Here is a 25,068-nt window from a genome sequence, read left to right on the forward strand (position 1 = left end):
GCAAGTACGCGCAAGACTAGGCGGCCAGTCTTGCGTGGACCTTGCGCGGGGTGGGCTTGCGCCCTGGAGCCGGATGATTTCAGGTCTATGGACCTGAAATCTGAATCCTCTTCTAAATCAAGGAATAGAGCACGACGTCGTCCGAAAGCCGCTTCACACTTTTCGGCATCATGCTCTAGCGGCTAGTTCGAGAGCTGGATCACCTTATCGGCGCTGGTGACGATCACCCATTTGCCGCCGCGCTGCTCGATCGAGGCGACGCGGCTGGAATCCGGCAGGACGGAGCCGCGCTGCACGATCCACAGACCGGTATCGTCCTCGATCATCGCGCGGCCGTTGGCGGCATGCACCATCTTGAATTCCGAAGCGGCGGCCGGGAAGGGCTGTTCGCCAGGCGCCGGCGCGGGGTCGTCCTGCACCGTTCCGGTGGCAAACAGGTCGATATCGGCATTTGGAATGTCCTTGACCGTCAGCGGCCCGCTGCGTTCGGCCACAACGCCGCCACCCTCGCGTCCGGAATTGCTGCCGCTGCCGCCGAACTTGATGGCCTGAACGCCGAACTGCTCCTGGTTGAAGAAAATGTACCAGGGAAACAAGGCGCAGATCAGCCCGAGCGTGATGCCGAGCGCGGCGATGACGAAATCGCTGCGGCGGTCCGCGCTCTTGTCGGCGAGGCGCGGGAACTGGGCTTTCGGCGGCTCAGGCCACTCGGTGCGGGGAAAAAGCCCGTCGAGCAACGAATCGCGGCTGGCCTGTGCCATATCGGCGGTCGCCCTCGGCGGATGCGGCCTGTTGGCTCTGTTTAGAAGAGCCGTCGCCTTCTCCGTCCTGGCGCGCGCGGCTCTGTTCCTGGCAATTCTTGCTTCATCGGCGCCGGCTTTCTCCGCCGCCTCGGCCTCGGCAAGCATGTCGCGCAACATGCGCTCGGTGTATTGGAGCTCAGTCTCCTTGATCGCCATTCAGCTTCCCCTTGAGGTGGCGGGCGAGGTCGGCGAACGGATCGGCCGATGCGCGGTCTCTCGGCGATTGCGTGAGCGCCTCATAGATCAGCGGCACCTGGCGCACCGCGATGTCGAGCTCGGCATCGGCGCCGCTCTGGTAAGCGCCCAGCAGACGGATGTCGCGCGTGTCCTCGAAGCGCGCGATCATCGATTTCAGCCTTGTCACCAGCATGCGCTGCTCCGCGCTCCAAGCCTTGTCGGCGAGGCGCGAGATCGACGACAGCGGATTGACCGGCGGATAACGACCCTGCTCGGCAAGCGCGCGGTCGAGCACGACGTGGCCGTCGAGGATGCCGCGCACCGAATCGGCGACCGGATCGTTGTGGTCGTCGCCGTCGACCAGCACGGAGATGATGGCGGTGATCGAACCCTTGCCTTCGGCCCCCGGCCCGGCTCGTTCGAGCAGCTTCGGCAGGTCGGTGAAGACCGAGGCCGGATAGCCGCGCGCGACCGGCGGCTCGCCGGTTCCCGTCGCCACCTCACGCAGCGCATGGGCGAAGCGGGTGATGGAATCCAGCACCAGCAGCACGCGATGGCCCTGGTCGCGGAAATGCTCGGCCACGCACATGGCGGTATCGGGCGCGCGCCGGCGCATCATGGCGCTTTCGTCGCTGGTGGCGACGACGGCGACGGTCTTGGCCATGCTCTGGGCGCCGATCGTATCCTCGAGGAATTCGCGCACCTCGCGGCCGCGCTCGCCGATCAGCGCCACGACCACCGTATCGAAGGCCTCGGCGCCGGCCAGCATCGCAAGCAGCGTCGACTTGCCGACGCCGGAGCCGGCGAAGATGCCTAAACGCTGGCCGAAGCAGAGCGGCGTGAAGATATCTATGACCCTGACGCCGGTGAGAAAGCCGGTGCCGACGCGCTGACGCGCCAGGGCGCCGGGCGTCGCGCCATGCGCGACCTCGGCGACGTTCGGCCTGATCAGCGGCGGTCCGCCGTCAATGACACGGGTCAAGGCATCGATGGCGCGCCCGCGCCAGGAGACATGCGGCGCGACCGCGAGCGGGCCGCGGCGGAAAACGACGTCGCCGATGCCGGCGTCGGCGCTGCGTTCGAAAGGCGCGACCACCACCTCGTCGCTGCCGATCTTGACGATCTCGCCGCGGCGTGCGCCGGCCTTGCCGCGCTGCTCGACGATGTCGCCGAGCCTGGCAATCCCGGACAGGCCGCGGACCTTGTAATGCGTCGGCGAGATCTCGGCGACGCGGCCGCCGCGTGAAAGCAGCGCCTGCGGATCGTCGAACCGCTGCCAGATGCGTTCGAGCGCGGCCAACCTGTCGGGCCGTCCAGTATCCGCCGGGCTGTCGGAAGCGCGCAACAGGGACGAGCCGGTCGTCATGCCGTCACTTCGAGCCGAGCGTCTTGATCGCGTCGTCGGTGGAGGAATCGGTCTGCCGCATCAGCGCCGCCGTGTTCTCGAAAGCGCGCTGCACCTGGATCAGCCGAGTCATTTCCAGCACCGGGTTGACGTTCGACTCTTCCAGAAACCCTTGGGCGATACCGACGTCCGAGCGGTCGGTGACGGGTTCGGGCGTGCGCGCCGGAACGACACCCGAATTGCCGTAGCGGACGAAATTCTCGCCGGGGTCGAAATTATAGAGGCCGATCGCGCCGACCAGCTGATCGTTCTGCCTGAGCGAGCCGTCGGCGCCCGCCTTGGGCGGGCCGTTGCGCGGATCGAGCTGGATCGGGGCGCCGCCGCCGTCCAGGACGGGGTAGCCTTCGATCGACATCAATTCGCCGTTCTCGTTCATGGAGAAGCGGCCGTCGCGCGTCATCACCGTGCCGGCGGGCGTCTCGATGGCGAACCAGGCGTCGCCCTGGACGGCGAAGTCGAACGGGTTGCCGGTTTCGGTCAGCGCGCCATGCGCGCCGGAAAGATAGGTCTTGCCGGAGGAGGCGAAGGAAACCGACTTCGGCCCGGTGCCCGAAACCATATCCTCGAATTTCACGCCGGTGGCGCGAAAGCCGATTGTCGAGGCGTTGGCGACGTTGTCGGCGATGGTGTCGAGACGGCGCTCGAGCGCGATCTGCGAGGAAAGGGCGACGTAAAGGCTATCCTGCATGATCTTCTCAGAACTTCAACTGCTGCATGGCCATCATCAAATCGGTGGAGATGCCGACACTGGTCGGCTGCGCGAAGAGCACACTGACAGACGTCACCGCCGTCGAGGTCGGGTGGTTGATCTCGTACATGCTGGTGAAGCGGGTCAGGAATTTGCTGAGCTTCTCGGGGTCGGTGAAGTCTTTGATGTCGAGCTTCTGCTCGAACAGCTGCGCCTGCTTGTCGATATCGGCGGTGGCGAAGGAATCGGGCAGGCCGAGCGCGGTGCGGACCACGCTGGCCAAAGCGGTGTCGGCGAGCACGTCGTACCAGCTGGTGATGTCGGGTGCCTTGCGCTGGAAATAGAGCGCCAGCCGCACGCCTTCATTGGTCTTGCCGGCATCCTCCTCCAGCGTCTGGCGCATGTACATGTCGACGGTCGGCTGCTGCGCCGGAACATAGGTGGTGGCATTTGCGCCGTACTGCTCGAAGTTGAGGGCCGAGGCCAGCCCGGCATAGGCCTTGTTGGTCTGCTTGTTGGCAACGCTGTCCGGATCGCGCACACCGCCCTCAAGGACCTGCCTGATCAGGTCCTTGTCTTCGGTGGCGGAGTCGAGACCGAACGCGGCCAGCGCGTAGGTGTAGAGCCGGTCGTTCGACATCAGGTCGTCGACCGATTTCACCTTGGTGATGTTGGCGAGATAATATGTCGTCTCGCCCTTCACATAGTCCGAATCCGGGTCGAGACCGGCGATCTCAGCCTGCATTGCGTAGTTCTTCGTGACCAGCTGCTGCGCTGGATTGTAGACCGTCGCATCGGCGCCATCCGCCGCGAAGTTGAATGCGGCGACAAACTGCGCGTAGCGCTTGTCGGTCAGCTTGTTGGCGAAGCTGTCGGGATTGGAGACGCCTTCCTTCAGCGCCTTGACCATAAAGGCCTTGGCATAGTCCATGTTCTCCAGCCCGTAGGCCTTCATGGCGTATTTGAACAGGCGGTCGTTGTTGACGAAATCGTCGATCGATTTCACCTTGGTGATGTTGGCCAGATAGTATTGGGTGTCGCGATCGACCGTCGGCTGCTGCTCGATGCGGGCGATAGACTTGGGGATGTCTTTGGCGATCAACTGGTAGCTGAGGTAGGTACTAAGCAAAGGGCGTGCCTCCGGCCGAAGCTATCCCCGCACAATAGCGTCACTTCCTTGCGCGAAGCTGAATCGCGTTCGATGCCTTCGATTCAAGCCTCACACAAGGCACGAGGACTATCCCTGATCCACGATGTGACATGCGGAAGGACCTGTCGTGGGCATTCTGATCGGACTTGTGGTGACGCTCGGCTGCGTTCTCGGCGGCTTCATGGCCATGGGCGGCCATCTGCATGTGCTGCTGCAGCCGTGGGAAGCGGTGGTGATCTGCGGCGCCGCGCTCGGCACCTTCCTCGTCGCCAATCCGATGAAGACGGTCAAGGATACCGGCAAGGGCATTCTCGAAGCCTTCAAGCAGGCGGTGCCGAAGGAGCGCGACTACCTCGAGACGCTGGGCGTCCTGCACAGCCTGATGCGCGAACTGCGCTCGAAGTCGCGCAGCGAGGTCGAGGCGCATATCGACAATCCGGAGGAGTCGGCCATCTTCCAGGCCTTTCCGACCGTGCTGAAGAACCACGACCTGACCCATTTCATCTGCGACTACTGCCGCATCATCATCATCGGCAACGCTCGCTCGCATGAGATCGAGGCGCTGATGGACGAGGAGATCCAGACGATCCGTACCGACAAGCTGAAGGCCTATCACGCGATGGTCGCGGTCGGCGACGGCCTGCCGGCGCTGGGCATCGTCGCGGCCGTGCTCGGCGTGGTAAAGGCGATGGGTGCGCTGGACCAGTCGCCGGAAATCCTCGGCGGCCTGATCGGCGCGGCACTCGTCGGCACCTTCCTCGGCATCTTCCTGTCCTATGCTGTGGTCGGTCCGGTGGCCACCAAGATCAAGACGGTGCGCGAAAAGAAGAACCGCCTCTACATAATCGTCAAACAGACACTGCTTGCGTATATGAACGGCGCCCTGCCGCAGGTGGCGATCGAATTCGGCCGCAAGACCATATCCTCTTACGAACGTCCGACGATCGATGCGGTGGAGCAGAGCACCATGAACGCCGGCACCGCCGAGAAGAAGGCGGCCTGAGCATGCTCCATCGCAGACAGGGCCGCCTGCCGTCATGACCAGTCCGGCCAGTCCGTCAGAAACGCGGGCCTTGATCATCGAGCGGCTCGTCGGCGACAGCGGCGAGGCGGCGCAGGTGATCGGCGTCGGCCGCGGCATGGCCGAGCGGGCGCTGCCGTTGCTGCAGAAGGCGCTTGTCGCAGAACTCGGCGCGGCGGTGACCGTCGATCTGCAAGTGGTAGAGGTCGGCCGCGTTCCAGAGGCGCGTTCGCGCGCCGGCGATGCCTTCGCGCTGACCATCGTGTCCTCGCCGGCCTCGGCCGACGCTATGACGCTGGTGATGGATGCGCATGCGGTGGCCGTCATGGTGAGCGCGCTGTTCGGCGGCGATCCTGACCAGCCGGTGGCGCCGATCGAGCGCGACCTGTCGCAGATCGAGGCCGATGTCGCGACCATGGTGTTCCAGGAGGTCGCGGCGGCGCTCAACGGATCCGGCAAGCGCTCGCTCGAGCTGCGCCTGCCGGTGCCAAAGGCGACGTCTGGCGGCGAAGCGAGGCGGCGCGTGCTGCGCGACGGCGCCGCGGTCCGCATCGTGTTCGGTGTCTCCACGCCGACCGATACCGGCACCATCACGGTGATGATTCCGCAGCGCGTCCTTCTGTCTACGCGCGGAGCCACCGCCAGAACCGAAGAAGGCGAAGCCAGTGAATTCGACTGGCGGGCCCGCTTCTCCGAAGAGGTGATGCGCTCGACCGTCCGGCTCGAAGCGACGATGCCGCTTGCCCGGCTGACGCTCGGCGACCTCGCCGCGTTCGAGCCCGGCCAGGTGATCGAATTGGAGGAGAACGCCCAGCTCAACGCCAGGCTCAGCGCCCGCGACAAGACCCTGTTTGTCTGCGAGTTCGGCAAGCTGGGGCAGAACTACACCGTCCGCATCAGCCATCCGCATGACGCCGGGCAGGATTTCATCGACGGACTGATGCCGGGCTGACGCCAGGCACGGGATTCATGGAGACGACAGATGGCAAAAACCAAAGTGGAAGCCGAACCCGATCAGCCCGACGAACAGCTCGACCGCGCCATCGAGGAACTGCGCGGCGTGCTGCGGGAAGAGGAAAAGCGCCCGGATGGGGCGCTGTATTCGGGTGCCAATTCCTCGATCATCATGACCATTCCGGTCGACGTGCAGATCATCCTCGGCAGCACGGAGATGCCCGTGTCGGAGCTGATGGCGCTGCAAAAGGGTTCCACCGTCGCGCTCAACCGCCGCATCGGCGAGCCGGTCGACGTCGTGGTCAACGGCCGCAGAATAGCGCGCGGCGAGATCACGGTGCTGGAAAGCGATCCGACGCGTTTCGGCATCCGGCTCACCGAAATCATCGCCGCGACGAAGAGCGCCTGAGAATGGCCGGCGGGCGGACCAATCGGCAGCGAGGACAACACGCATGACGACGGCATTGGCGCTCACACGTCCGCAAAAGGCGGCGGCCATATTGGTGGCCATGGGCAAGCCCGCGGCCAGCCGCCTGCTCAAATTCTTCAAACAGGACGAGCTGAAGGCGCTGATCGAGGGCGCGCGTCTCCTACGCACCATTCCGCAGGCTGATCTGGAACGGATCGTCGCCGAGTTCGAAGCCGAGTTCACCGAGGGCGCCGGCCTGCTCGATTCAGCCGACCGGATGGACACGATCCTCAACGAATCGCTGTCGCCCGAGGAAATGAGTGCCATCATGGGCGACAAGAAGTTCGAGCCTGTCCCGGAAGGACCTGCGCCGATATGGCCGGACCTAGAAAAGCTCGAGCCGGCGCGCCTTGGCAGCTTCCTGGCAGGCGAGCATCCGCAGACATCGGCCATGGTGCTGTCGAAGCTTGCGCCGCAGACAGCCGCTAACGTGCTGCTCACCATGGAAAAACCGATGCGCAGCCAGATCATCAAGCGCATGGTGACAATGGCCAACATCCCGGACGCGGCATCGCGGATCGTCGAGAACCAGCTGCGCGTGAGCGTGCTGTCGCAGAAAGCCAGCCGGGACACCACTGCCGGCCAGGAGCGCGTCGCCAGCATGCTCAATGAAATGGCGAAGCCGGAACTGGACGACCTTATGCAGGACCTGGAGGAAGCCGGCACGCCAGATCTCGCCGGCGTCAGGTCGCGGCTGTTCGCCTTCGACGATCTGCCGCTGCTGCCGCAAAAAGCCCGGGTTCTGCTGTTCGACGGGCTATCGACAGAACTGGTCACGCTGGCGCTGCGCGGCGCGCCGCCGGAACTCGCCGAATCGGTGCTCTCGGCGATCGGCGCACGCTCCCGCCGCATGATCGAATCCGAGCTCGGACAAGGATCGGAAGGCATTGCCCTTGCCGACATCATGGCGGCGCGCAAGAGCATATCGGTCGCCGCCATCCGGCTGTCGCGCGAAGGGGCTTTCGAGCTGCCCTCGACGCAGACCGCCACCGCCGAAGCCGCCTGACGATCATAGCCCGGTCAGGACGCCATGGCTGAAGCGGTCGACAAGGATTCCAAAACAGAGGAAGCCACAGAAAAGAAGATCCGCGACACGATCGAACAGGGCAAGCTGCCCCATTCGCGTGAGACCGCGATCTTTGCCTCCTTCCTCGCCATACTGGTTTTCGCCGTTTTCTACGCCAAGGACGCGATCGTCGATCTCGGCATGTTCTTGTCGACGTTCCTGGAAAAGCCGGAAGCCTGGCCGATGGATACCGAGACCGACGTCATCTCGCTCTACAAGCAGGTCTTGGTCGAGATCGGCGGCGCCGTCGTCAGCCTGCTGGTGCTCTTGACGGTTGCCGGCATCGGCGCCTCGGTGTTCCAGAACATGCCGCAAATCGTCGGCGAGCGGATCAGGCCGCAGCTGTCGCGCATCTCGATCGCCAAGGGCTGGAGCCGGATGTTCGGCGTGCAGGGCTGGGTCGAATTCCTGAGGTCGCTGGCCAAGCTCGGCTTCGCTATCGCGGTGTTGACCTTCACGCTCTCGGAAGATCATCGCAAGCTGCTCGCCGGCATGATCACCAATCCGGCCTCGTTCGGCCTGGTCATACGCGGCATCTTCGTCGACATATTGGTTGCGATCGTCTTCGTCATGGGGCTGATCGCGGTGGTCGACATCGTCTGGTCGCGTTTCCACTGGCGGCGCGACCTGCGCATGACCAAGCAGGAAGTCAAGGACGAGCTGAAGCAGTCGGAAGGCGATCCGATCGTCAAGTCGCGGCTGCGCTCGCTGGCGCGCGACCGGGCGCGCAAACGCATGATGACGGCCGTGCCGCGCGCGACGCTGGTGATCGCCAATCCGACGCACTATTCGATCGCGCTGAAATATGTGCGCGAGGAGGATTCCGCGCCGATCGTGCTGGCCAAGGGACAGGACCTGGTGGCGCTCAAGATCCGTGAGATCGCCAGGGAGAACAACATCCCGATCTTCGAGGACGTGGCGCTCGCGCGCTCCATGTACAAGCAAGTTTCGGTTGATAGCGTGATCCCATCGCAATTCTACCAGGCGGTCGCCGAGTTGGTGCGGATCGTCTACTCAAAGAAGGCAGCGCGAAAAGCAACCCAATGAACGGACGCCGCTAACCCATGGACCGGCAACCACACGCCAATTCCCGCGAGCTGATCGTCGCCAGCGCCATCGAGCCCGTGGTGGGCGAATTGAGGCTCATCGACGTTGCCGACTATATCGCCTTCATCCGGCTTGAGCATTTCGCCTGCCTCTCGGACCTGGTGGATTCGGCGGCCGAGCTCTACTTCCGGCCGGGCATGCTGCGGCTCGGCCATGGCGGCGAGGCGCATGTCGACTGGAGCGGCAGCCCGCGCATCGTGCTCGACCTCGAGCTTCGGCCGCGCGGCGTGACGGTCTATTTCCAGCTTACGCTGATCGAGCGCGAGGCAGCCGTGACGGTCAACTACGTGTCGTTCGAGAAGCCTGGCGAGACGCCCGAGCACAACACGGCCTTGCTCGAGGACGCGATCGAAGAGGCTCGCATCCGCAGGACCGAGCCGCTGGCATTCCCCTGAGATTGATAGCAGGCGAGCCGACCTAAAGCGCGTCGCAATCTTTTGGATTCGCTCCCTGCGCTTTAGGCTTTTGATTTTGCGCATGTCTTTGCCCCGAAACCGGTTCCCACTTTCGGGAGACATGCTTTAGCCGCGGCACGTTCAGCGCCGCGGGCGTGACGTCACTCGATCAAACCGAGCCGCAACGCCTTGGCGACCGCCTGGTTGCGGTTGACCGCGTTGAGCTTCTGCGTCGACTGGGTGAGGTACTGGTTGGCGGTATGCACCGAGAGCTTGAGGAGCTTGGCGATCTCCTCGCTGGTGTTGCCGTTGGCGGTCAGCTTCAGGCATTCCAGCTCGCGCTTGGAGATTGAACGCGCCCTGCCGGTGTCGCCGGGGCGGATGCGGGCGACCGACGCGAAAAGCGCGAAGGAGCGGGCGTGGATCTCGCACAGCGTTTCGTCGGACAGCGCGATCTCCGAGCCGAGAAAGACGACCAGCCCGCATTGGCCGCGATCGGCATGCACCGGAAAGGCGATGCCGTTGGTGCCGGGCGCCAGCGGCGTGGTCGGCTCGGCCCAGGCGAGCGAGTGGAAGACCTGCCGCGATCCGGCGCTGCCGTCGTCGGCCCACCAGCGCGGCGCCGTCGAGAGCCGGCTGTGGCGCACCATGTCCTCGCCATTGGCGCCGGAGATGAATTTGGTCGCGACAGCGGTGCCGGGATAGTCGGAATCGAAACACGCCACGAGACGCGCGCGCTCGGGCGAGGGGCTGACGAAATAGAGACCGAAGGCCGAGGCATTGATATCGACGGCGATCCAGCGGCAGCGACGCACGGCATCCGGAATGGTGACCGCTTGATGGGTCTCCGAGCCGAGCGAGAAGGCGCCGAACGGATTGCGCTGATCGTTGAAAAGGGCGGCGGCCGCCTCTTTGACCTGTGCGTGCTTCAAATGATGCCGCTCCTGATCGCGGTCGCGATCGCCATCGCGCGGTTGCTGGCCGCGAACTTCTGGATGGCGTGCGTGATGTAGCTGTTGACGGTGTTCGACGAGACACCGAGGATGACGGCAACCTCATCGGTGGTCTTGCCTTCCGAAACCCAGAACAGACATTCGCGCTCGCGGTCCGACAGCGGGTCCTGCATGGATGCCGCCGCGATCAGCTGCGGAATGCTGGAAAGCGCATAACAGCATTTGATCTGCGCCTTCATCAGGGCGGCCAGGTCGATCCTGCCTGCCTCGGCAGCCGAGAACAGCACGAACAGGCGCTGCCGGCCGACATTTAGCCGCAGCGAATAGATTTCGGCGTGACCGAGCACGTCGAGCAGGCGGGCTTCCTCGCCGTTCAGCAACGCACCGGCGTCGGGCGCGTGCGCCGCCACCAACGGCTTCGGGCGTACGCCCGGCGCCACGGTCAAGGGGCCTAGCGCCAAATTGGCGATCAGCCTTTTGCCGATCAGCTCGATGGCGTCGAAGATCCAGTTGGAGGAGACGATGCGCGCATCGTTACGGTCCTGGTCATGCACGATGGCGACCAGCATGTAGCTGTCGGCGCCGATATCGGCGGCAAGCTGCATGAAGAAGCTGGTGAGATCGCCGCGCGACGTCAGGCGCGAGCCTGAAGCGTCGGGTTGGAGAAGCGCGGCGGGACTGCTCATTTTAATTCTTGGATTCTTGCCGGAATCGATCCTTGTGCCCGGTGCTGGCGAAGCCAACGGCCGGACCCGAAACGCGTCACGTTTACGAAGACACACTCACGGGCGCGAACGGCGCCCAACCGCGCCGAATCCTTCTAGGGAACGCGAAACCGTCCGCGTCTGGTGCCGGCCTGGCGCCGGACTCGAGACTTTGGGTGGTCGCCGCGCCCCCGTGGACCGGCTGATTCGGGTCTAATCTACCCGCAGATGAATCTGACATCAAACGCGATTTGACAAAATCGAATCCGATGGACTCGCATTGCGACTCAGCAGCCGGTCTTCGCGTTATTTGGCGGTAGTTCAAAGCTGAATTGAGCCGATGATTTCGAGGCGAGGTCGTAAAAAATACGCCCCCGGTTGCATCCGGGAGCGCATGGCCTTGAACAGGGGCTTAGCGATCCTCGAAGCCGGTCAGCACGCCGACGGCGTTGATGCCGATCTCTTCCACGGCGTAGCCGCCTTCCATGACGAACAACGTCGGCAGGCCGAGCTTGGCGATACGGCGGCCGATCTTGGGATAATCCTCGCTCTTCAGCTTGAACTGGCTGATCGGGTCCTTCTCGAAAGTATCGACGCCGAGCGAGACGATGACGACATCAGGGGCGTAGGCCGCGAGCCTGGCGCAGGCGTCCTCCAGCGACGCGCTCCAGCCGTCCCAATCGGTGCCGAAAGGCATCGGGTAATTGATGTTGAAGCCTTCGCCTTGGCCTTCGCCGCGCTCGTCGGCATGGCCAAGGAAGAACGGATACTCGACCATCGGATCACCATGAAGGTTGAGCACCTGGACGTCGCCGCGGCGATAGAAGATTTCCTGCGTGCCGTTGCCGTGATGGTAATCGACATCGAGGATTGAAACGCGCTTGGCGCCGTGGTCGCGGAACCACTGCGCGACGACGGCGGCGTTGTTGATGAAACAGTAGCCGCCCATGAAGGCAGCGCCGGCATGATGGCCGGGCGGGCGGCAAAGCGCGAAGGCGCTGCGCTCGCCGTCCTTGACCAAAGCGGCGGCGGTCAGCGCCACGTCATAGGAGGACTTGATCGCCGCCCAGGTGCCTTCGACGAAGGTAGCGCCGGCGTCGAAGGAATAATAGCCGAGCAAGGCATCGACGCGCTTCGGCGGGACATCGGCGCGCAGGCCGCGCGTCGGCCAGGTGAACCCCATCGCCGATCCCGTGAAGCCGGCGGCGACCCATTGCGGCCACACCGTCGGCAGGAAATCGATGTAGTGAGCCTCATGCACACGCTTGGCGGCGGCGAGGTCATGCTCGGCCGGTCCGATGATCGGCCCGAGCTTCTCGCTCTCAACCCGCGCCTTGATGAATTGCGCCCGCGACGGCTTCTCGAAACCCGGCACGATCGCCGACGTAACCAGTTCCATCTGGCCTGAATGGCCGGCATGAAGTGGCGAATAGACAGTTTTCATGGAAACTCCCTTGGAAGTGCGAAATCGATTGGAAGTACGAAATCACTCGAGATTGAGATGGGGGCTGACCAGGGCGAGCCACATGGTTTCCACATCGTCCTCGATGAGGTCGTAGGTCCTGCGGTCTCTCTTCAGCCCGACAAGCCGGCAGACATGGCCGACTTCCATCATCAGCACGCCGAGCCGACTGGCGATCTTGTCCTCAAGCGCCGGATTCACATGCCGCAGCCACGCGGCGTAAAGGGCGACGATCTCTTTGTCGTATTCGTCCTGGATAGGCCTCAGGTCGGCGTTGCCGGATATTGCCTCGATCACCGGCATCAGCGTGGCGTTTTCGAGATAGAGCCTCGATGTGTCGGCGAAGAGCTTGCGCACCTCGCGCCGAAACTCGTCACGGTTGGTCGGCCGAGGGACGTTGATGCGTTTCCGGATCACCTCGGGAAAAGACGACAGCCAGCGCCGGGCCAGGTCCAGAAGAATGGCTTCCTTGTTGGGAAAGTACTGATAGACGGAACCGACCGACAGGCCCGCGCGCTGCGCGATGGCGAGCGTCGTCGGCGTTCTGGTTCCTTGCTCTCGCGTCAGGATCAGGGCCGCATCGAGAATCCTGTCGACCACCTTGCTTGACCGTTGCTGCCGCGGCTGCTTACGCGGTTCGAGCGCTATCCTGGTCTTGCGGTCGAGACTGCGCTTCACTGCTTGTTGCCCCCGTTCCCCGCTCGGCCTCGCCATCGGCGCGCGGTGCAGTCCACAGTACATTCTAAATCCGGCATGTTGACAAACGCGAATAATCAGTCGCATTCTTTATCCACGCTGTCTTCCACGATAACAAGGGGAATTTCGAAGACGGCGCATCGGCATCGATTTGTCCCACGGCGCTGTCCATGTGGAGCGGCGGCTCGTTGGATCTGGCGTTGCCGGTCCCTCAGCAAAATGTGGAGTCGCGATGTCGGTTGCGGATGGTGGTGCGGATCTTGTGGTCGTCAACGGCCGCGTGCTGACCATGGACAATGACAATCCCGCTGCCGAGGCCGTTGCCGTCAAGGACGGCGCCATCATCGCCATCGGTAGCCGCGCTTCCATAGAAGACCTCAAGAGACCGGCCACCAAGGTTGTCGACGCCCAGGGCGGCTCGGTGCTGCCGGGCTTCATCGAGGCGCATATGCATCTGTTCGGCGGCGCGGCCGAGCTCGACAATCTGCATCTGGCGGGTGTGCACGGCTTCGAGGCGCTGCGCGACGCGATCCAGGACTTCGCGGCGAAGCGCCCGGACGCCAGGCTTCTGGTCGGGGCCGGCGTCGACTATGCCATCCTGCCGGAGCCGGTGACGCGCCACGATCTCGACCGCATCATTCCCGACCGTCCCTTCGTCATGTCGGCTTCGGACCACCACACGATGTGGGCGAACACCAAGGCGCTGGAAGAGGCCGGCTTGCTCCAGGGTAGGCAGGTCGGACAGGGCAATGAGATCGTCATGGGCGCCGACGGGCTTGCCGCCGGCGAGCTGCGCGAAGGCGAGGCATTCGGACCGGTCCTCGACCATTATGGGGCGAGCCGGGCGCGGCTTGGCCTCGAGGGTGCCGAGCCGGATCCATATCCTTCGGAGAAGGAATTGGCGGCCGATCGCGATCTGATGCACCGCGGCCTTGAATGGTGCGCCAAGCACGGCATCACCTCTATCCAGAACATGGACGGCAATCTCTATCAGCTCGAGCTGCTGGCCGGGCTGGAAAAAGAGGGGCGGCTCCTTTGCCGCACCAAGATCCCGTTCCACTTCAAGAATTTCATGAAGCTGGACATGCTTGAGAAAGCCTCGCGGATGGCCGCGAGCTACAATTCCGAGTGGCTGTCGTCCGGCATGGTCAAGCTCTTCTATGACGGCGTGCTGGATTCCTGGACGGCGGTGATGGTCGACGACTATGCTGATCGGCCCGGATGGCGGGGCGAGCCGCTGTTTTCGCCTGAACATTTCGCCGAGGTGGCGGTCGAGGCCGACAGGCGCGGGCTGCAGATTGCCGTGCATTCGATCGGCGACGGCGCCGTGCGGGCAGTGCTCGACGGCTATCAGGCGGCGCTGAAGAAGAACGGTCGGCGCGACAGCCGGCATCGCGTCGAGCATATTGAGGTGATCACGGCCGCCGACGTGCCGCGCTTCGCCGAGCTCGGCGTGTTGGCGTCGATGCAGCCGGCGCATCCGCCCGGCGCACTGAACTTCCCGCTCGAGCCGACGATCTCGCGAATCGGCCGGGACAAATGGCCGTTGAGCTATGCCTGGCGCACGCTGAAAGACGCCGGCGCGCGCGTGGTGTTCGCGTCCGACTGGCCGGTCTCGCCGGTCGATCCGATCCTGTCGATCCAGGCGGCAGTGATGCGCAAGCCTTGGGCAGAAGGCATGCCGGACCAGAGCTTCTCGTTGCAGGAAGCAATCGAGGGTTACACGGTCGAGGGCGCCTACGCCGAGTTCAAGGAGCACCGCAAGGGCCGCCTCAAAACCGGATATCTCGCCGATATCGTCGTTTTGTCGGCCGATATCGAGGCGACCGCGCCGGAGGCGCTGCACACCGTGCGTCCGGTGACCACCATCTGTGGGGGGAGGATCACCTACCAAGCCTAACGATGGCATAGGAATTGCTTAATTGAATGGGGACTCGGGATCGAGTCACTGCTGCGCAGTTGCCAAGCCGATCGGCTTGTGGTGACAATCAAAACAGGAACACACCTGCCGACAAGAGCAGGCGCTCTCAATGGGGTAATCGTGCCGGAACAACCGGGTAAGAACGCGATCGAAGTTCGCGGTGTTCGCAAGGTCTTTGGAACAGGCGAGAACCAGGTAGCCGCTCTCGACACCGTGTCGGTGTCGATCCGCGAGAACGAGTTTTTCACGCTGCTCGGCCCGTCCGGATGCGGGAAGACGACGCTGCTGAGATTGATTGCCGGTTTCGATTTTCCGACCGCCGGCGAGATCCTGCTGCACGGGCAGGACATCGCGCCGCTGCCGCCCTACAAGCGTCCTGTCAACACCGTCTTCCAGAGCTATGCACTGTTCCCGCACATGACGGTGGCGCAGAACATCGGCTTTGGGCTGGAAATGCTCGGCAAACCGAAAGGGGAGACCGAAGCGCGCGTCGCCCAGATGCTGAAGCTGGTCAAGATGGAGGCGCTGAAGGCGCGCCGCACCAGCCAGATCTCGGGCGGCCAGCAGCAGCGCGTGGCGCTGGCCCGCGCGCTGGCGCCGCAGCCCAAGGTGCTCTTGCTCGACGAGCCGTTGTCGGCGCTGGACTACAAGCTGCGCAAGGAGATGCAGATCGAACTGAAGCGGCTGCAGCACGAGACCGGCATCACCTTCATCTTCGTCACCCACGACCAGGAGGAAGCGCTGACCATGTCCGACCGCATCGCTGTCATGTCGGCCGGCAAGATCCTGCAGGTCGGCACGCCGCGCGACATCTACGACCGGCCCGCCGAACGCTTCGTCGCCGACTTCATCGGCGAGACGAATTTCATCGAGGGCGAGGTGAAAAGCGCGGCCGATGGGCGCGCCACCGTCAGGCTATCGACCGGTGCGGAAATCCCGGCATCGTTGCCGGAAGGTTTTACGCCGTCGGGCAGCGTTACGCTCGTGGTGCGGCCGGAGCACGCCCAGATCGGTCTGGCCGACGCCAACGCTTCGCTCAGGGGCACGGTCGAGAACGTCGTCTATCTCGGCACCGACACGCATCTCCATCTCAAACTCGACGACGGCAGCGCGTTCATCGTGCGGCGGCAGAACAGCCGCGGCGGCGGCGAAGCGCTTGCGCCGGGCAACCGCGTGGGCGTCGCGATCGGCCCGAATGCCGCTCAGGCGCTGAAGGACTAGAGGCAATCATGGCAAACGCTGAGGAAATTGCTCGCGCCGCCGACGCCAGGGACATACGCGACCGCTGGCTGCTCTCGGCGCCGGCGCTCGTCATCATCCTTCTGGCTGCCACCGGGCCGCTTTTCGTGATGTTGGCTTATTCCTTCATGCTGAAGGGCGACTACGGCGACGTGCAGTTCGGCACCTTCTCGCTGGACGGATGGACATCGGTCCTGTTCCAGCGTGACATCTTCGACGACACGCTGGGCCTGGCGGACGCGCATCTGTCCATCTTCTGGCGTTCGATAAGCCTGTCCTTCTACACCACCGTGCTGACGTTGCTCTTCGGCTTCCCCACAGCCTATTTCATCGCCACGCGACCGCCGAAGACACGCGAGGTCTGGGTTTTCCTCGTCACCATTCCGTTCTGGACGAATCTCCTGATCCGCACCTTCGCCATGCAGCAGGTGATCCGCAACGAAGGGCTGGTCAACACGGCGTTGATGGCGCTCGGCATCATCAAGCAACCGCTGCAAATCATGAATACCGACGCCGCCATCTTGCTCGGCATGATCTATATCTACCTGCCTCTGATGGTGCTGCCGATCTACGCCTCGATGGAGAAGCTCGACTTCAGGCTGGTCGAGGCCGGATATGATCTCTATGCCGGCCGCTGGCAGGTTCTGCGCCGCATCATCTTCCCTTTGATCAAGCCCGGCGTCATCGCCGGCTCGATACTGGTGTTCATTCCCTCGCTTGGCGCCTACGTCATTCCGCGGGTGCTGGGCGGCGGCAAGAACATGATGCTCGGCAACCTGATCGAGCTTCAATTCGGCGCGGGCCGTAACTGGCCGCTGGGCGCGGCCATCTCGATTACGCTCATGGTGCTGGTGATGATCGCGCTGCTGTTCTACGTGCGCAACGCATCCGGGTCGGAGGGCGCCCATGGCTAAGCGTCCGTTCGATATCCAGGCGCAGCCCGGCTTCGGCTTCATGGCGCTTCTGACCTTCTTCGCGCTCTATCTGCCGATCGCGGCACTCGTCGCCTATTCGTTCAACGCGGCGGATTCGCTTTCGCGCTGGGATGGTGTCTCACTGCGCTGGTTTATTTCGGCCTGGCATAATTCGGCGGTGCAGGACGCCTCCATCCGCTCGCTTGTGCTGGCGGTCTCGGCTGCCGCGCTGTCGACGATCACCGCCACCATGGCTGCGCTTGCCACGACCCGCACGCGGCCCTATCCCGGCCTTACCTTCAAATACGCTTTCATCAACCAGCCGCTGATGGTGCCGGAGATAGTCACCGGCGTCGCGCTCCTGATCGTGTTCTCGCGCATCAAGGTCTGGACCGGTTACTCAGGACTCGGCTACCTGATCGCCGCGCACACCGCCTTCTGCATCCCGTTCGCTTACCTGCCGATCCGGGCGCGGCTGGAGAGCATGGACCTGACGCTGGAGCGCGCAGCCGCCGACCTATACGCCACGCCGTGGAAAGCCTTCCGTTTCGTGACGCTGCCGCTTTTGAGGCCGGCCATCATCGCGGGCTTCATGCTCGCCTTCGTCATTTCGCTCGACGATGTGGTCATCACCGAATTCGTCAAATCCGGCGGGCAGGATACGCTGCCCACCTACATGCTCGGCCAGTTGCGGCGCGAAACGAGCCCGGAAATCAATGCGATCGCCACGGTGTTCCTGGCGTTGTCGGTGGTGCTCGTAACCGCGTTCTACTTCGTCAATCGGCGTAAGCCATAACCAACGATTGCCAACGGGAGAATAGCAATGAAATGGAAGACAACGGCCGCCACGGCGGCATTCGCATTGTTTGCCTTTGCGGGCAGCGCGTATGCGGACGGCGAACTCAACATCTTTAATTGGGGCGACTACACCAGCCCCGAGATGATCAAGAAGTTCGAGGATACCTACAAGGTCAAGGTGACGATCACCGACTACGACTCCAACGACACCGCGCTATCCAAGGTACGCGCCGGCGGTCACGGCTTCGACATTGTGGTGCCGTCGGCCAACTACGTGCAGATCTGGGTGAAGGAAGGGCTTCTGCTGGAGGCCCGGCCCGACCAGATGGAGAACTTCAAGAATGTCGACGAGCGCTGGGTGAACGTCCCTTGGGATCCGGGCCGTCACTACACGGTTCCGTGGCAGTGGGGCGTGACCGGTATCGGCGTCAACACAAAGGTTTATGGCGGCGATATCAACACGTCGGCCATCTTCCTGGATCCGCCGAAGGAACTGGTCGGCAAGATCAACGTCGCGCCGGAAATGAACGACGTGCTGTTCGCCACCATCAAGTATCTGGGCGGCGACTGGTGCACGGACGACAAGGAACTGCTCAAGAAAGTGCGCGACAAGCTGGTGGAGGCCAAGCCGAAATGGCTGGCCATGGATTATAGCGTGACCGAGAAGCTGCCGGCCGGCGACTATTCGGCCGTCTACTACTGGAACGGCGCCATCATGCGCTCGCGCATCAAGAACCCCGACATCAAGTTCGGCTACCCGAAGGAGGGCTTCCCCATTTTCATGGACAGCGTTGCCATCCTGAAGGATGCCAAGAATGTCGACAACGCCAAGCTGTTCATGAACTTCATCATGGATCCCGAGAACGCCGCCATGATCTCCGCCTTCGCCAAATATGCCAATGGCATCAAGGGCTCGAAGGCGTTCATGCCGGCCGACATGAAGGATGCGCCCGAACTGGTGGTACCGCCAGAACTGGAGAAAGCGGGCCAGTTCCTCACCCCCTGCTCGCCCGAGGTGCAGCAACTCTACACGCGCATCTGGACGGACGTTCAGAAATAGCGACACGCCGCTTTCTTCCCCGCGCGAGCGGGAAGAGGGCGGGTCAGGGGCCGGATGAGGGGTAGCGCTCAATTCGCACGTTCGCGCCGCCCCTCACCTGGCATGTCGGGGACTGCCCTTCGCTATGGCGTCGGGCGTTCGTCACTCGAAGGCCCATTCGGGGGCTTTCGTCCGCTGTGCAGACCGCTCTCATCCAAGTAAACGGAAGGGGCGGCATGGGGCGGCAGGGAAATTCTCATGCAATCCTATCGCAACTCCGATCCGCGGCCGCCGATTATGCAGGGCTCGCCGCCCAGGCTGGTGCCGCCGAAGCTCGACTGGGACCGGCCGCCCTGGAACCGCTGGGCCTTCCAGCACATCCGCGAATTTCTGCCGACCGTCGAGGTGTGGCGCGGCAGCGGCCATCGCCATCGCCTCGAGCGCGCGGAGGTGGACCTCGACGATCTGCCGGTGGTCGACAGCAACGGAGCGCCGACGACACTCGCAAGCCTGCTCGACGAAACCTATGCCGACGGCTTCCTGGTGCTGAAGGACGGCAGGATCGCCTATGAGCGTTATTTCAACGGCATGGACGAGCGCACGCTGCATCTGTCGCAATCGATGGCGAAGTCGGTCACCGGAGCGGTGTGCGGCATCCTGGTCGGGCACGGCCTGATCGATCCGGGCAAGCTGGTCACCGACTATCTGCCGGAACTTGTCGAGACCGGCTGGGCCGGCGCCACGGTGCAGCATGTGCTCGACATGACGACGGGCGTGCGCTTTTCCGAGGAATATACCGACCGCTATTCCGAGATCGGCCAGGTCGATGTCGCGACCGGCTGGAAGCCGATCCCGCCGGGCAGCGACCCGGACTTCGAGTGGCCGTCGCACCTGTTCGAGCTGATCCTGCGGCTGAAGGACAAGGTGCGCCCGCATGGCGAAGCATTCGAATACCGCTCGATCGAGACCGACGTGCTCGCCTTCATCATGGAACGGGTGAGCGGCAAGCGCCTGGCGCAGCTGGTCTCGGAAGAGCTCTGGCAGAAGCTCGGCGCCGACGAGAGCGCCTGCTTCACCGTCGATAGCGCCGGCTATGCGCTGGCCGATGGCGGCTTCAATGCGACGCTGCGCGACTATGGCCGCTTCGGGCAATTGATCCTCGACAATGGCGGCGGGGTGATCCCGGCCGACTGGATCGAGGCGACACGCAGCGGCAAGCACGGGCCGAATTTCAGCCCGAGCCTTCCCGACGGCAGCTACCGCAACCAGTTCTGGATCGAGGATCCGCACTCACGCTCGCTGATGTGCCGCGGCGTGTTCGGCCAATTGATCCACATGAGCTGGGAACACAGGATGGTCGTTGTGAAGCTTTCGAGCTATCCGGATTTCGTCAATTCCGCCTATTCGGTGGCGACGCAGAAGGCGGTGCATGCCATCGCCGCCGCGCTGGCCTGAAACCGCAAAACAAGATCCGGGAGAGCATCATGAGCGGCAAGACCGCGTTCGAGGCCAGATACGGCTTTGCCCGCAAGGATGTGCGGCTCGACAACTGGCGGCTTTCGCCGTTCAACCGATGGTCGTTCCAGAATGTCGGCGAGCTGGTGCCGAGCGCGCATGTCGCGGCGGCGCCCGCCGGCGAGAGCCAAGCGAAATCGCTCGGCGCATTGCTTGAGGAAAAGATATCGCTCGCCGGTGGCAGCGAGACCGTCGAGAGCTTTCTGAAGCGTTCCGATACGGACGGGCTGACGATCCTGAAGGCCGGCAAGCCTGTCGGCGACTGGTCGGCGCCGCATATGCCGTTCGGAGCGCGCCACATCATCTTTTCGATCAGTAAGTCGGTGACGGCGATCCTCGCAGGCATACTGGAAGGCGAGGGGTTGTTCGATCCCAACGCGCCGGTAACGCACTACATCCCTGAAGCCAAGGGCTCAGCCTATGGCGACGCGAGCGTGCGCAACGTGCTCGACATGACGGTGAGCCTCGATTTCGAGGAAGCCTATCTCGATCCGGAAAGCGCCTTCGCCCGCTACCGCCGCTCGACGCTGTGGAATCCCGGCGGCGGGTCCGAGAGCCTCGCCGCGTTCCTGATGACCATCCAGCGGCTTGCCGAGCCGCATGGCCAGACCTATCGCTACCGTTCGCCCAATTCAGACGTGCTCGGCATCCTGGTCGAACGGGCTTCTGGCAGGCGTGTCAGCCAATTGCTCAGCGCGAAGCTTTGGCTGCCGCTCGGTGCTGGAAGCGAAATGTCGGTGACCGTCGACATGGAAGGCACGGCGCGCACCGCCGGCGGCATGTCGATGACGCCGCGCGACCTTGCCCGTATCGGCGAGATGATGCGGCAGGGAGGCACGGCCAATGGCCGCCGCATCGTGCCCGAAGCCTGGGTGCGCGACACGGTGGCCACCGGCGGCAGTCATGAAGCCTGGCAACGCGGCACGATGGCGTTCCTGTTCCCGAAGGGACGCTATCGCAACAAATGGTACCAGACCGGCCACGACAGCGGTGCCTTCTGCGGTATCGGCATTCACGGCCAGTGGCTTTACGTCAATCCGAAGACGGAAGCGGTCATCGCCAAGATGTCGTCCCAACCGGAACCGGTGGACGATAAGCTGGATGGGGACATCGTGGCGTTCTTCGAAGCGTTGAGCGGCATGGTTTGAGCCGACCAGAGGCTGGTTCCAACAGCTGTTTTCTGTGGACCTTCGGCGCGTGATGAAGCCGTTGCGGTTGGCGTAGCGGTTCTCCCGGCCTATGGTCGCCGCTCTTTTCGGCAGGGACGAGCATGGCATCGGACATCAAGCGCATCGCAGCAATCATCGCGGCCGAGATCGGCGCGCGGCCGGAACAGGCCGCGGCGGCAATCGGGCTGCTCGACGAAGGCGCGACAGTCCCCTTCGTGGCGCGTTACCGCAAGGAAGTCACCGGCGGGCTTGACGACACGCAATTGCGCGACCTTTCCGAGCGGCTCGCCTATCTGCGTGAGCTCGATGCGCGGCGCGAGACCATCGTCAGCTCCATCCGCGAGCAGGGCAAGCTTACCGAGGAGCTGGAAGCCAAGATCGGGGCGGCCGCCACAAAGGCGGAGCTCGAGGACATCTATCTGCCCTACAAGCCGAAGCGGCGCACCAAGGCCGAAATCGCCAAGGAGCGTGGGCTTGGGCCGCTCGCAGAGGCGATCCTCGCCGATCGCTCGAAAATTCCGGCCGAGCTTGCGCTCGCCTATGTCACGGAAGAGGTGGCCGACGCCAAGGCGGCGCTTGAAGGCGCGCGAGACATCCTGTCGGAGCAGTTCGCCGAAAATGCCGATCTGGTCGGCAAGCTGCGCGCCTATATGAAGGAACGCGCCTTCCTGCGCGCAAAAGTCGTCGACGGCAAGCAGGAGGCCGGCGCGAAATTCTCCGACTATTTCGACCACGTCGAGCGCTGGGCAGGCGTGCCCAGCCACCGCGCCCTGGCCATGCTGCGCGGCCGCAACGAGGAAGTGCTGTCGCTCGACATCGAGGTCGATGCCGACGATCAATCGCCGGTGAAACCGGTCGAGCGGATGATCGCCAATGCCTATGCGATTGGCGGCAGCTTGCCCGGCGATAAATGGTTGATGGACGTAGCCGGCTGGACTTGGCGGATCAAGCTGTCGCTACATCTGACGCTCGATTTGATGCGCGACCTGCGCGAGCGGGCCGAGGAAGAGGCGATCCATGTCTTTGCCCGCAACCTGAAGGACCTTTTGCTGGCCGCGCCCGCCGGCTCGCGGCCGACCATGGGGCTCGATCCAGGCATCCGCACCGGCGTCAAGGTTGCGGTGGTCGATGGCACCGGCAAGCTGGTGGCGACCACGACCGTTTATCCGTTTCCACCCAGGAACGACGTGCGCGGCACGCAGGCCGAGCTCGCCGCCCTCATCCGCCAGTACAAGGTCGAGCTGATCTCGATCGGCAACGGTACCGGCAGCCGAGAGACCGAGAAGCTGGTGGCCGACATGCTTTCGGACCTGCCGGCAGGTGCCGGGCCGAAGCCGCTCAAGGTGATCGTCAGCGAGGCTGGCGCCTCGGTCTATTCGGCCTCGGCGACGGCAGCGGCGGAATTCCCCGGCCTCGACGTCTCGCTGCGCGGGGCGGTGTCGATCGCCAGGCGCCTGCAGGATCCGTTGGCCGAGCTGGTCAAGATCGAGCCGAAGTCGATCGGCGTCGGCCAGTATCAGCACGATGTCGACCAGTACCGGCTCGGCCGTTCGCTGGAAGCCGTGGTCGAGGATGCGGTGAACGCCGTCGGTGTCGACCTCAACACGGCGTCGGCGCCGCTTTTGGCGCGCGTGTCGGGACTTGGGCCGTCGCTGGCCGAGGCGATCGTTGCGCATCGCGACGTGGCCGGGCCGTTTGCCAGCCGCAAGGACCTGCTCAAGGTGGCGCGGCTCGGGCCGCGCGCATTCGAGCAAAGTGCCGGCTTCCTGCGCATTCCGAACGGGACAGAGCCGCTCGACGCGTCATCGGTGCATCCGGAAGCCTATGGTGTGGCCAAGAAAATCGTCGCCGCTTGCGGCCGCGACGTGCGCGCGCTGATGGGGGACAGCGCCGCGCTGAAGGCGCTCGACCCGCGCGTCTTCGTCGACGAGCGTTTCGGCCTGCCGACTGTGCGCGACATCATCGCCGAGCTGGAAAAACCCGGACGCGACCCGCGCCCCGGCTTCAAGACGGCGACCTTTGCCGAGGGCGTCGACGACATCAAGGACCTGAAGCCCGGCATGCTGCTCGAAGGCACCGTCACCAATGTCGCGGCTTTCGGCGCCTTCGTCGATATCGGCGTGCACCAGGACGGGCTGGTGCACGTATCGCAACTGGCCGACCGCTTCATCAAGGACGCGCATGAGGTGGTGAAGGCCGGCGATGTGGTGAAGGTGCGGGTCGTCGATGTCGACATCAAGCGCAAGCGCATCGGTCTGTCGATGCGCAAGGATGGCGGCGAGGGCGGGGCGCCCCGTGGCGGCCAGCGCGACCACGGCGGCAGCAAGCCGGCGCCGCGCTCGCCAGCGCCGCATCGCCAGCCGGAGCGGCCGTCGCAGGGCGCGTTCGGCGCGGCGCTCGCCGAGGCGATGAAGCGCAAATAGCTACCACGCCAGGACAGCCGGCTCCTTGCCGATCTGACCCAGCAGCCAGTCGCGAAAGCTGGCGACCGGCGGGTGGCCGCGCTTGTCGTGCGGCACGACGAGGTAATAGGCGCTGCGGCTTTGCATCGGCGTGCCCGGCGCCGGCACCAGTTGGCCGCGCTGCAATTCGCCGGCAATCAGGATTTCCGGCAGCAGCGCCACGCCGAGGCCGGCCATGCAAGCCTGCGCGACCGTGCCGAACTGCTCGAACTGCATGCCGGGCCCGGTCGGGGCCTCGAGCCCCTGATGCTCGAACCACTCGCTCCAGGCGCCGGGGCGGGTTGCCATATGCAGCAACGGCAGACGGCTGATGTCGGCCGCTGTGGCGATGTCGCGGCTGGCCAAAAATTCGGGCGAAACCACCGGCATTACGGTCTCGCGCATCAAGAGCGTGCAGTCGGCCTCCGGCCAGTCGGGCATGCCGTGATGGATCGCGGCGTCGAGCCGTTCGCGGGCAAAGTCGAAGCGTCCGATGCGGGTGGCGAAGTTGATGGTGATGTCGGGATGGCGGGCGACGAAATCCGGGATCAGCGGCATCAGCCAGCGTGTGCCGAAGGTCGGCAGGATGGCCAGGTTGAGAACGCCGCTATGCCGATTGCTCATCAATCCAAGTGCTGCGTCGCGCAATTGGCCAAGCGCCAAGCGCACCGCTTCGGCATAAATCTCGCCGGCCGGCGACAGCCGGACGTTGCGGCTGTCGCGTTCGAACAGCCGGCGACCGAACTGCTCTTCCAAGAGGCTGATCTGCCGGCTGACAGCCCCTTGCGTCAGGTCGAGCTCACGCGCGGCGGCGGTGAAGGAGCCGAGACGCGCAACCGCTTCAAAGGCGGCGAGGGCGGCGATGTTGGGCAGAAGGCGACGCTGGACATTCATGATCCATTACTAACGCTCATTGATCCGTGATGCAATTTCGTTTGATTTTTTGCACGCGGAGTCCGATAAGCCGGCCACCTCAACAATA

Annotated in this window: 23 protein-coding genes and 1 pseudogene; 14 read left to right on the plus strand and 10 right to left on the minus strand. The window is 63.9% G+C overall.

From position 1 onward, the window contains the following. Nucleotides 1-182 precede the first annotated feature (182 nt). Genes LB529_RS09110 through LB529_RS09125 form a run of 4 tightly spaced genes read right to left on the minus strand, consistent with a single transcriptional unit; the run spans nucleotide 183 to nucleotide 4,202 of the window. Entirely contained in the window at nucleotides 183-959 is a 777-nt protein-coding gene (locus LB529_RS09110) for a hypothetical protein (RefSeq protein WP_224710879.1), read from the minus strand. Then, nucleotides 940-2,346: a flagellar protein export ATPase FliI gene (gene fliI, locus LB529_RS09115; RefSeq protein WP_224710880.1), complete on the minus strand. Its 1,407-nt coding sequence runs from the start codon at nucleotides 2,344-2,346 to the stop codon at nucleotides 940-942. Before fliI ends, LB529_RS09110 begins: the two co-directional genes overlap by 20 nt. Before the next feature lie 4 nt (nucleotides 2,347-2,350). Beyond that, nucleotides 2,351-3,073, minus strand: a complete 723-nt coding sequence (gene flgF, locus LB529_RS09120) for a flagellar basal-body rod protein FlgF (protein ID WP_095766387.1) — start codon at nucleotides 3,071-3,073, stop codon at nucleotides 2,351-2,353. A gap of 7 nt (nucleotides 3,074-3,080) precedes the next feature. Further along, nucleotides 3,081-4,202: a DUF1217 domain-containing protein gene (locus tag LB529_RS09125; protein ID WP_224710881.1), complete on the minus strand. Its 1,122-nt coding sequence runs from the start codon at nucleotides 4,200-4,202 to the stop codon at nucleotides 3,081-3,083. Nucleotides 4,203-4,350: 148 nt separating this feature from the next. Between LB529_RS09125 and motA the strand changes: the two genes are divergently transcribed. Genes motA through LB529_RS09155 form a run of 6 tightly spaced genes read left to right on the plus strand, consistent with a single transcriptional unit; the run spans nucleotide 4,351 to nucleotide 9,235 of the window. Beyond that, a complete protein-coding gene (motA, locus tag LB529_RS09130; RefSeq protein WP_095766389.1) occupies nucleotides 4,351-5,226 on the plus strand; it encodes a flagellar motor stator protein MotA in 876 nt (291 codons plus the stop codon). Nucleotides 5,227-5,260: 34 nt separating this feature from the next. After that, nucleotides 5,261-6,196: a FliM/FliN family flagellar motor switch protein gene (locus LB529_RS09135; RefSeq protein WP_224603454.1), complete on the plus strand. Its 936-nt coding sequence runs from the start codon at nucleotides 5,261-5,263 to the stop codon at nucleotides 6,194-6,196. A gap of 30 nt (nucleotides 6,197-6,226) precedes the next feature. Continuing rightward, on the plus strand, nucleotides 6,227-6,607 hold the full coding sequence (gene fliN / locus LB529_RS09140; protein ID WP_140541755.1) for a flagellar motor switch protein FliN: 381 nt from the start codon (nucleotides 6,227-6,229) through the stop codon (nucleotides 6,605-6,607). A 43-nt stretch (nucleotides 6,608-6,650) separates the two neighbouring features. After that, nucleotides 6,651-7,673, plus strand: coding sequence for a flagellar motor switch protein FliG (locus tag LB529_RS09145; protein WP_095766392.1), 1,023 nt, complete (start codon nucleotides 6,651-6,653; stop codon nucleotides 7,671-7,673). 24 nt (nucleotides 7,674-7,697) lie between these two features. Then, entirely contained in the window at nucleotides 7,698-8,780 is a 1,083-nt protein-coding gene (flhB, locus tag LB529_RS09150) for a flagellar biosynthesis protein FlhB (RefSeq protein WP_095766393.1), read from the plus strand. A 17-nt stretch (nucleotides 8,781-8,797) separates the two neighbouring features. After that, nucleotides 8,798-9,235, plus strand: coding sequence for a hypothetical protein (locus LB529_RS09155; RefSeq protein WP_224603463.1), 438 nt, complete (start codon nucleotides 8,798-8,800; stop codon nucleotides 9,233-9,235). Nucleotides 9,236-9,396: 161 nt separating this feature from the next. Here LB529_RS09155 and LB529_RS09160 read toward each other — a convergent pair whose 3' ends face one another. The 5 genes and pseudogenes from LB529_RS09160 to LB529_RS09175 form a co-directional block, all read right to left on the minus strand. Then, on the minus strand, nucleotides 9,397-10,167 hold the full coding sequence (locus LB529_RS09160) for a helix-turn-helix transcriptional regulator (protein ID WP_224710882.1): 771 nt from the start codon (nucleotides 10,165-10,167) through the stop codon (nucleotides 9,397-9,399). Next, the gene (locus LB529_RS29210) at nucleotides 10,164-10,427 is read right to left on the minus strand and encodes a helix-turn-helix domain-containing protein (RefSeq protein WP_411962462.1); all 264 of its coding nucleotides are present in this window, start codon (nucleotides 10,425-10,427) and stop codon (nucleotides 10,164-10,166) included. The genes LB529_RS09160 and LB529_RS29210 overlap by 4 nt, the downstream gene beginning before the upstream one ends. Before the next feature lie 71 nt (nucleotides 10,428-10,498). After that, a pseudogene (locus LB529_RS29215) lies at nucleotides 10,499-10,546 on the minus strand (hypothetical protein); the annotation flags it as partial. Nucleotides 10,547-11,304: 758 nt separating this feature from the next. Further along, entirely contained in the window at nucleotides 11,305-12,336 is a 1,032-nt protein-coding gene (locus LB529_RS09170) for a histone deacetylase family protein (protein WP_224710883.1), read from the minus strand. 42 nt (nucleotides 12,337-12,378) lie between these two features. After that, a complete protein-coding gene (locus LB529_RS09175; protein ID WP_224710884.1) occupies nucleotides 12,379-13,137 on the minus strand; it encodes a TetR/AcrR family transcriptional regulator in 759 nt (252 codons plus the stop codon). A 145-nt stretch (nucleotides 13,138-13,282) separates the two neighbouring features. Here LB529_RS09175 and LB529_RS09180 point away from each other — a divergent pair, with 145 nt between their 5' ends. The 8 genes from LB529_RS09180 to LB529_RS09215 all read left to right on the plus strand — a co-directional run bounded on the left by LB529_RS09180 (nucleotide 13,283) and on the right by LB529_RS09215 (nucleotide 24,068). Next, nucleotides 13,283-14,950 (plus strand): amidohydrolase, encoded by a 1,668-nt coding sequence (locus tag LB529_RS09180; protein ID WP_224710885.1) that lies wholly within the window; start codon nucleotides 13,283-13,285, stop codon nucleotides 14,948-14,950. Nucleotides 14,951-15,091: 141 nt separating this feature from the next. Further along, nucleotides 15,092-16,192: an ABC transporter ATP-binding protein gene (locus LB529_RS09185; RefSeq protein ID WP_224710886.1), complete on the plus strand. Its 1,101-nt coding sequence runs from the start codon at nucleotides 15,092-15,094 to the stop codon at nucleotides 16,190-16,192. 8 nt (nucleotides 16,193-16,200) lie between these two features. After that, nucleotides 16,201-17,124 (plus strand): ABC transporter permease, encoded by a 924-nt coding sequence (locus LB529_RS09190; RefSeq protein ID WP_140632243.1) that lies wholly within the window; start codon nucleotides 16,201-16,203, stop codon nucleotides 17,122-17,124. Beyond that, the gene (locus LB529_RS09195; RefSeq protein WP_140842025.1) at nucleotides 17,117-17,920 is read left to right on the plus strand and encodes an ABC transporter permease; all 804 of its coding nucleotides are present in this window, start codon (nucleotides 17,117-17,119) and stop codon (nucleotides 17,918-17,920) included. The genes LB529_RS09190 and LB529_RS09195 overlap by 8 nt, the downstream gene beginning before the upstream one ends. 27 nt (nucleotides 17,921-17,947) lie before the next feature. Beyond that, nucleotides 17,948-18,982, plus strand: a complete 1,035-nt coding sequence (locus tag LB529_RS09200) for an extracellular solute-binding protein (RefSeq protein WP_140842024.1) — start codon at nucleotides 17,948-17,950, stop codon at nucleotides 18,980-18,982. A 237-nt stretch (nucleotides 18,983-19,219) separates the two neighbouring features. Next, the gene (locus tag LB529_RS09205) at nucleotides 19,220-20,416 is read left to right on the plus strand and encodes a serine hydrolase domain-containing protein (RefSeq protein WP_224710887.1); all 1,197 of its coding nucleotides are present in this window, start codon (nucleotides 19,220-19,222) and stop codon (nucleotides 20,414-20,416) included. A 29-nt stretch (nucleotides 20,417-20,445) separates the two neighbouring features. Next, complete coding sequence (locus tag LB529_RS09210; RefSeq protein ID WP_224710888.1) at nucleotides 20,446-21,624, plus strand: serine hydrolase domain-containing protein; 1,179 nt, start codon at nucleotides 20,446-20,448, stop codon at nucleotides 21,622-21,624. Between the two features lie 122 nt (nucleotides 21,625-21,746). Then, on the plus strand, nucleotides 21,747-24,068 hold the full coding sequence (locus LB529_RS09215; RefSeq protein WP_224710889.1) for a Tex family protein: 2,322 nt from the start codon (nucleotides 21,747-21,749) through the stop codon (nucleotides 24,066-24,068). On the opposite strand, the gene LB529_RS09220 is transcribed toward LB529_RS09215, so the two are convergent. After that, a complete protein-coding gene (locus tag LB529_RS09220; protein WP_224710890.1) occupies nucleotides 24,069-24,980 on the minus strand; it encodes a LysR family transcriptional regulator in 912 nt (303 codons plus the stop codon). It abuts the gene before it with no gap. Nucleotides 24,981-25,068 lie beyond the last annotated feature (88 nt).

Source organism: Mesorhizobium sp. CA5, from assembly GCF_020165105.1.
Taxonomy (GTDB): domain Bacteria; phylum Pseudomonadota; class Alphaproteobacteria; order Rhizobiales; family Rhizobiaceae; genus Mesorhizobium.

What these genes read in the sequence shown, in the direction of transcription:
- LB529_RS09135 (WP_224603454.1), top strand. Translation starts at nt 5,261, where the DNA reads ATGACCAGTCCGGCCAGTCCGTCAGAAACGCGGGCCTTGATCATCGAG.
- LB529_RS09190 (WP_140632243.1), top strand. Translation starts at nt 16,201, where the DNA reads ATGGCAAACGCTGAGGAAATTGCTCGCGCCGCCGACGCCAGGGACATA.
- flhB (WP_095766393.1), top strand. Translation starts at nt 7,698, where the DNA reads ATGGCTGAAGCGGTCGACAAGGATTCCAAAACAGAGGAAGCCACAGAA.
- LB529_RS29210 (WP_411962462.1), bottom strand. Translation starts at nt 10,427, where the DNA reads ATGAAGGCGCAGATCAAATGCTGTTATGCGCTTTCCAGCATTCCGCAG.
- LB529_RS09195 (WP_140842025.1), top strand. Translation starts at nt 17,117, where the DNA reads ATGGCTAAGCGTCCGTTCGATATCCAGGCGCAGCCCGGCTTCGGCTTC.
- LB529_RS09200 (WP_140842024.1), top strand. Translation starts at nt 17,948, where the DNA reads ATGAAATGGAAGACAACGGCCGCCACGGCGGCATTCGCATTGTTTGCC.
- LB529_RS09145 (WP_095766392.1), top strand. Translation starts at nt 6,651, where the DNA reads ATGACGACGGCATTGGCGCTCACACGTCCGCAAAAGGCGGCGGCCATA.
- LB529_RS09110 (WP_224710879.1), bottom strand. Translation starts at nt 959, where the DNA reads ATGGCGATCAAGGAGACTGAGCTCCAATACACCGAGCGCATGTTGCGC.
- flgF (WP_095766387.1), bottom strand. Translation starts at nt 3,073, where the DNA reads ATGCAGGATAGCCTTTACGTCGCCCTTTCCTCGCAGATCGCGCTCGAG.
- LB529_RS09215 (WP_224710889.1), top strand. Translation starts at nt 21,747, where the DNA reads ATGGCATCGGACATCAAGCGCATCGCAGCAATCATCGCGGCCGAGATC.
- fliI (WP_224710880.1), bottom strand. Translation starts at nt 2,346, where the DNA reads ATGACGACCGGCTCGTCCCTGTTGCGCGCTTCCGACAGCCCGGCGGAT.
- LB529_RS09155 (WP_224603463.1), top strand. Translation starts at nt 8,798, where the DNA reads ATGGACCGGCAACCACACGCCAATTCCCGCGAGCTGATCGTCGCCAGC.
- LB529_RS09220 (WP_224710890.1), bottom strand. Translation starts at nt 24,980, where the DNA reads ATGAATGTCCAGCGTCGCCTTCTGCCCAACATCGCCGCCCTCGCCGCC.
- LB529_RS09180 (WP_224710885.1), top strand. Translation starts at nt 13,283, where the DNA reads ATGTCGGTTGCGGATGGTGGTGCGGATCTTGTGGTCGTCAACGGCCGC.
- fliN (WP_140541755.1), top strand. Translation starts at nt 6,227, where the DNA reads ATGGCAAAAACCAAAGTGGAAGCCGAACCCGATCAGCCCGACGAACAG.
- LB529_RS09170 (WP_224710883.1), bottom strand. Translation starts at nt 12,336, where the DNA reads ATGAAAACTGTCTATTCGCCACTTCATGCCGGCCATTCAGGCCAGATG.
- LB529_RS09210 (WP_224710888.1), top strand. Translation starts at nt 20,446, where the DNA reads ATGAGCGGCAAGACCGCGTTCGAGGCCAGATACGGCTTTGCCCGCAAG.
- LB529_RS09175 (WP_224710884.1), bottom strand. Translation starts at nt 13,137, where the DNA reads ATGCGACTGATTATTCGCGTTTGTCAACATGCCGGATTTAGAATGTAC.
- LB529_RS09205 (WP_224710887.1), top strand. Translation starts at nt 19,220, where the DNA reads ATGCAATCCTATCGCAACTCCGATCCGCGGCCGCCGATTATGCAGGGC.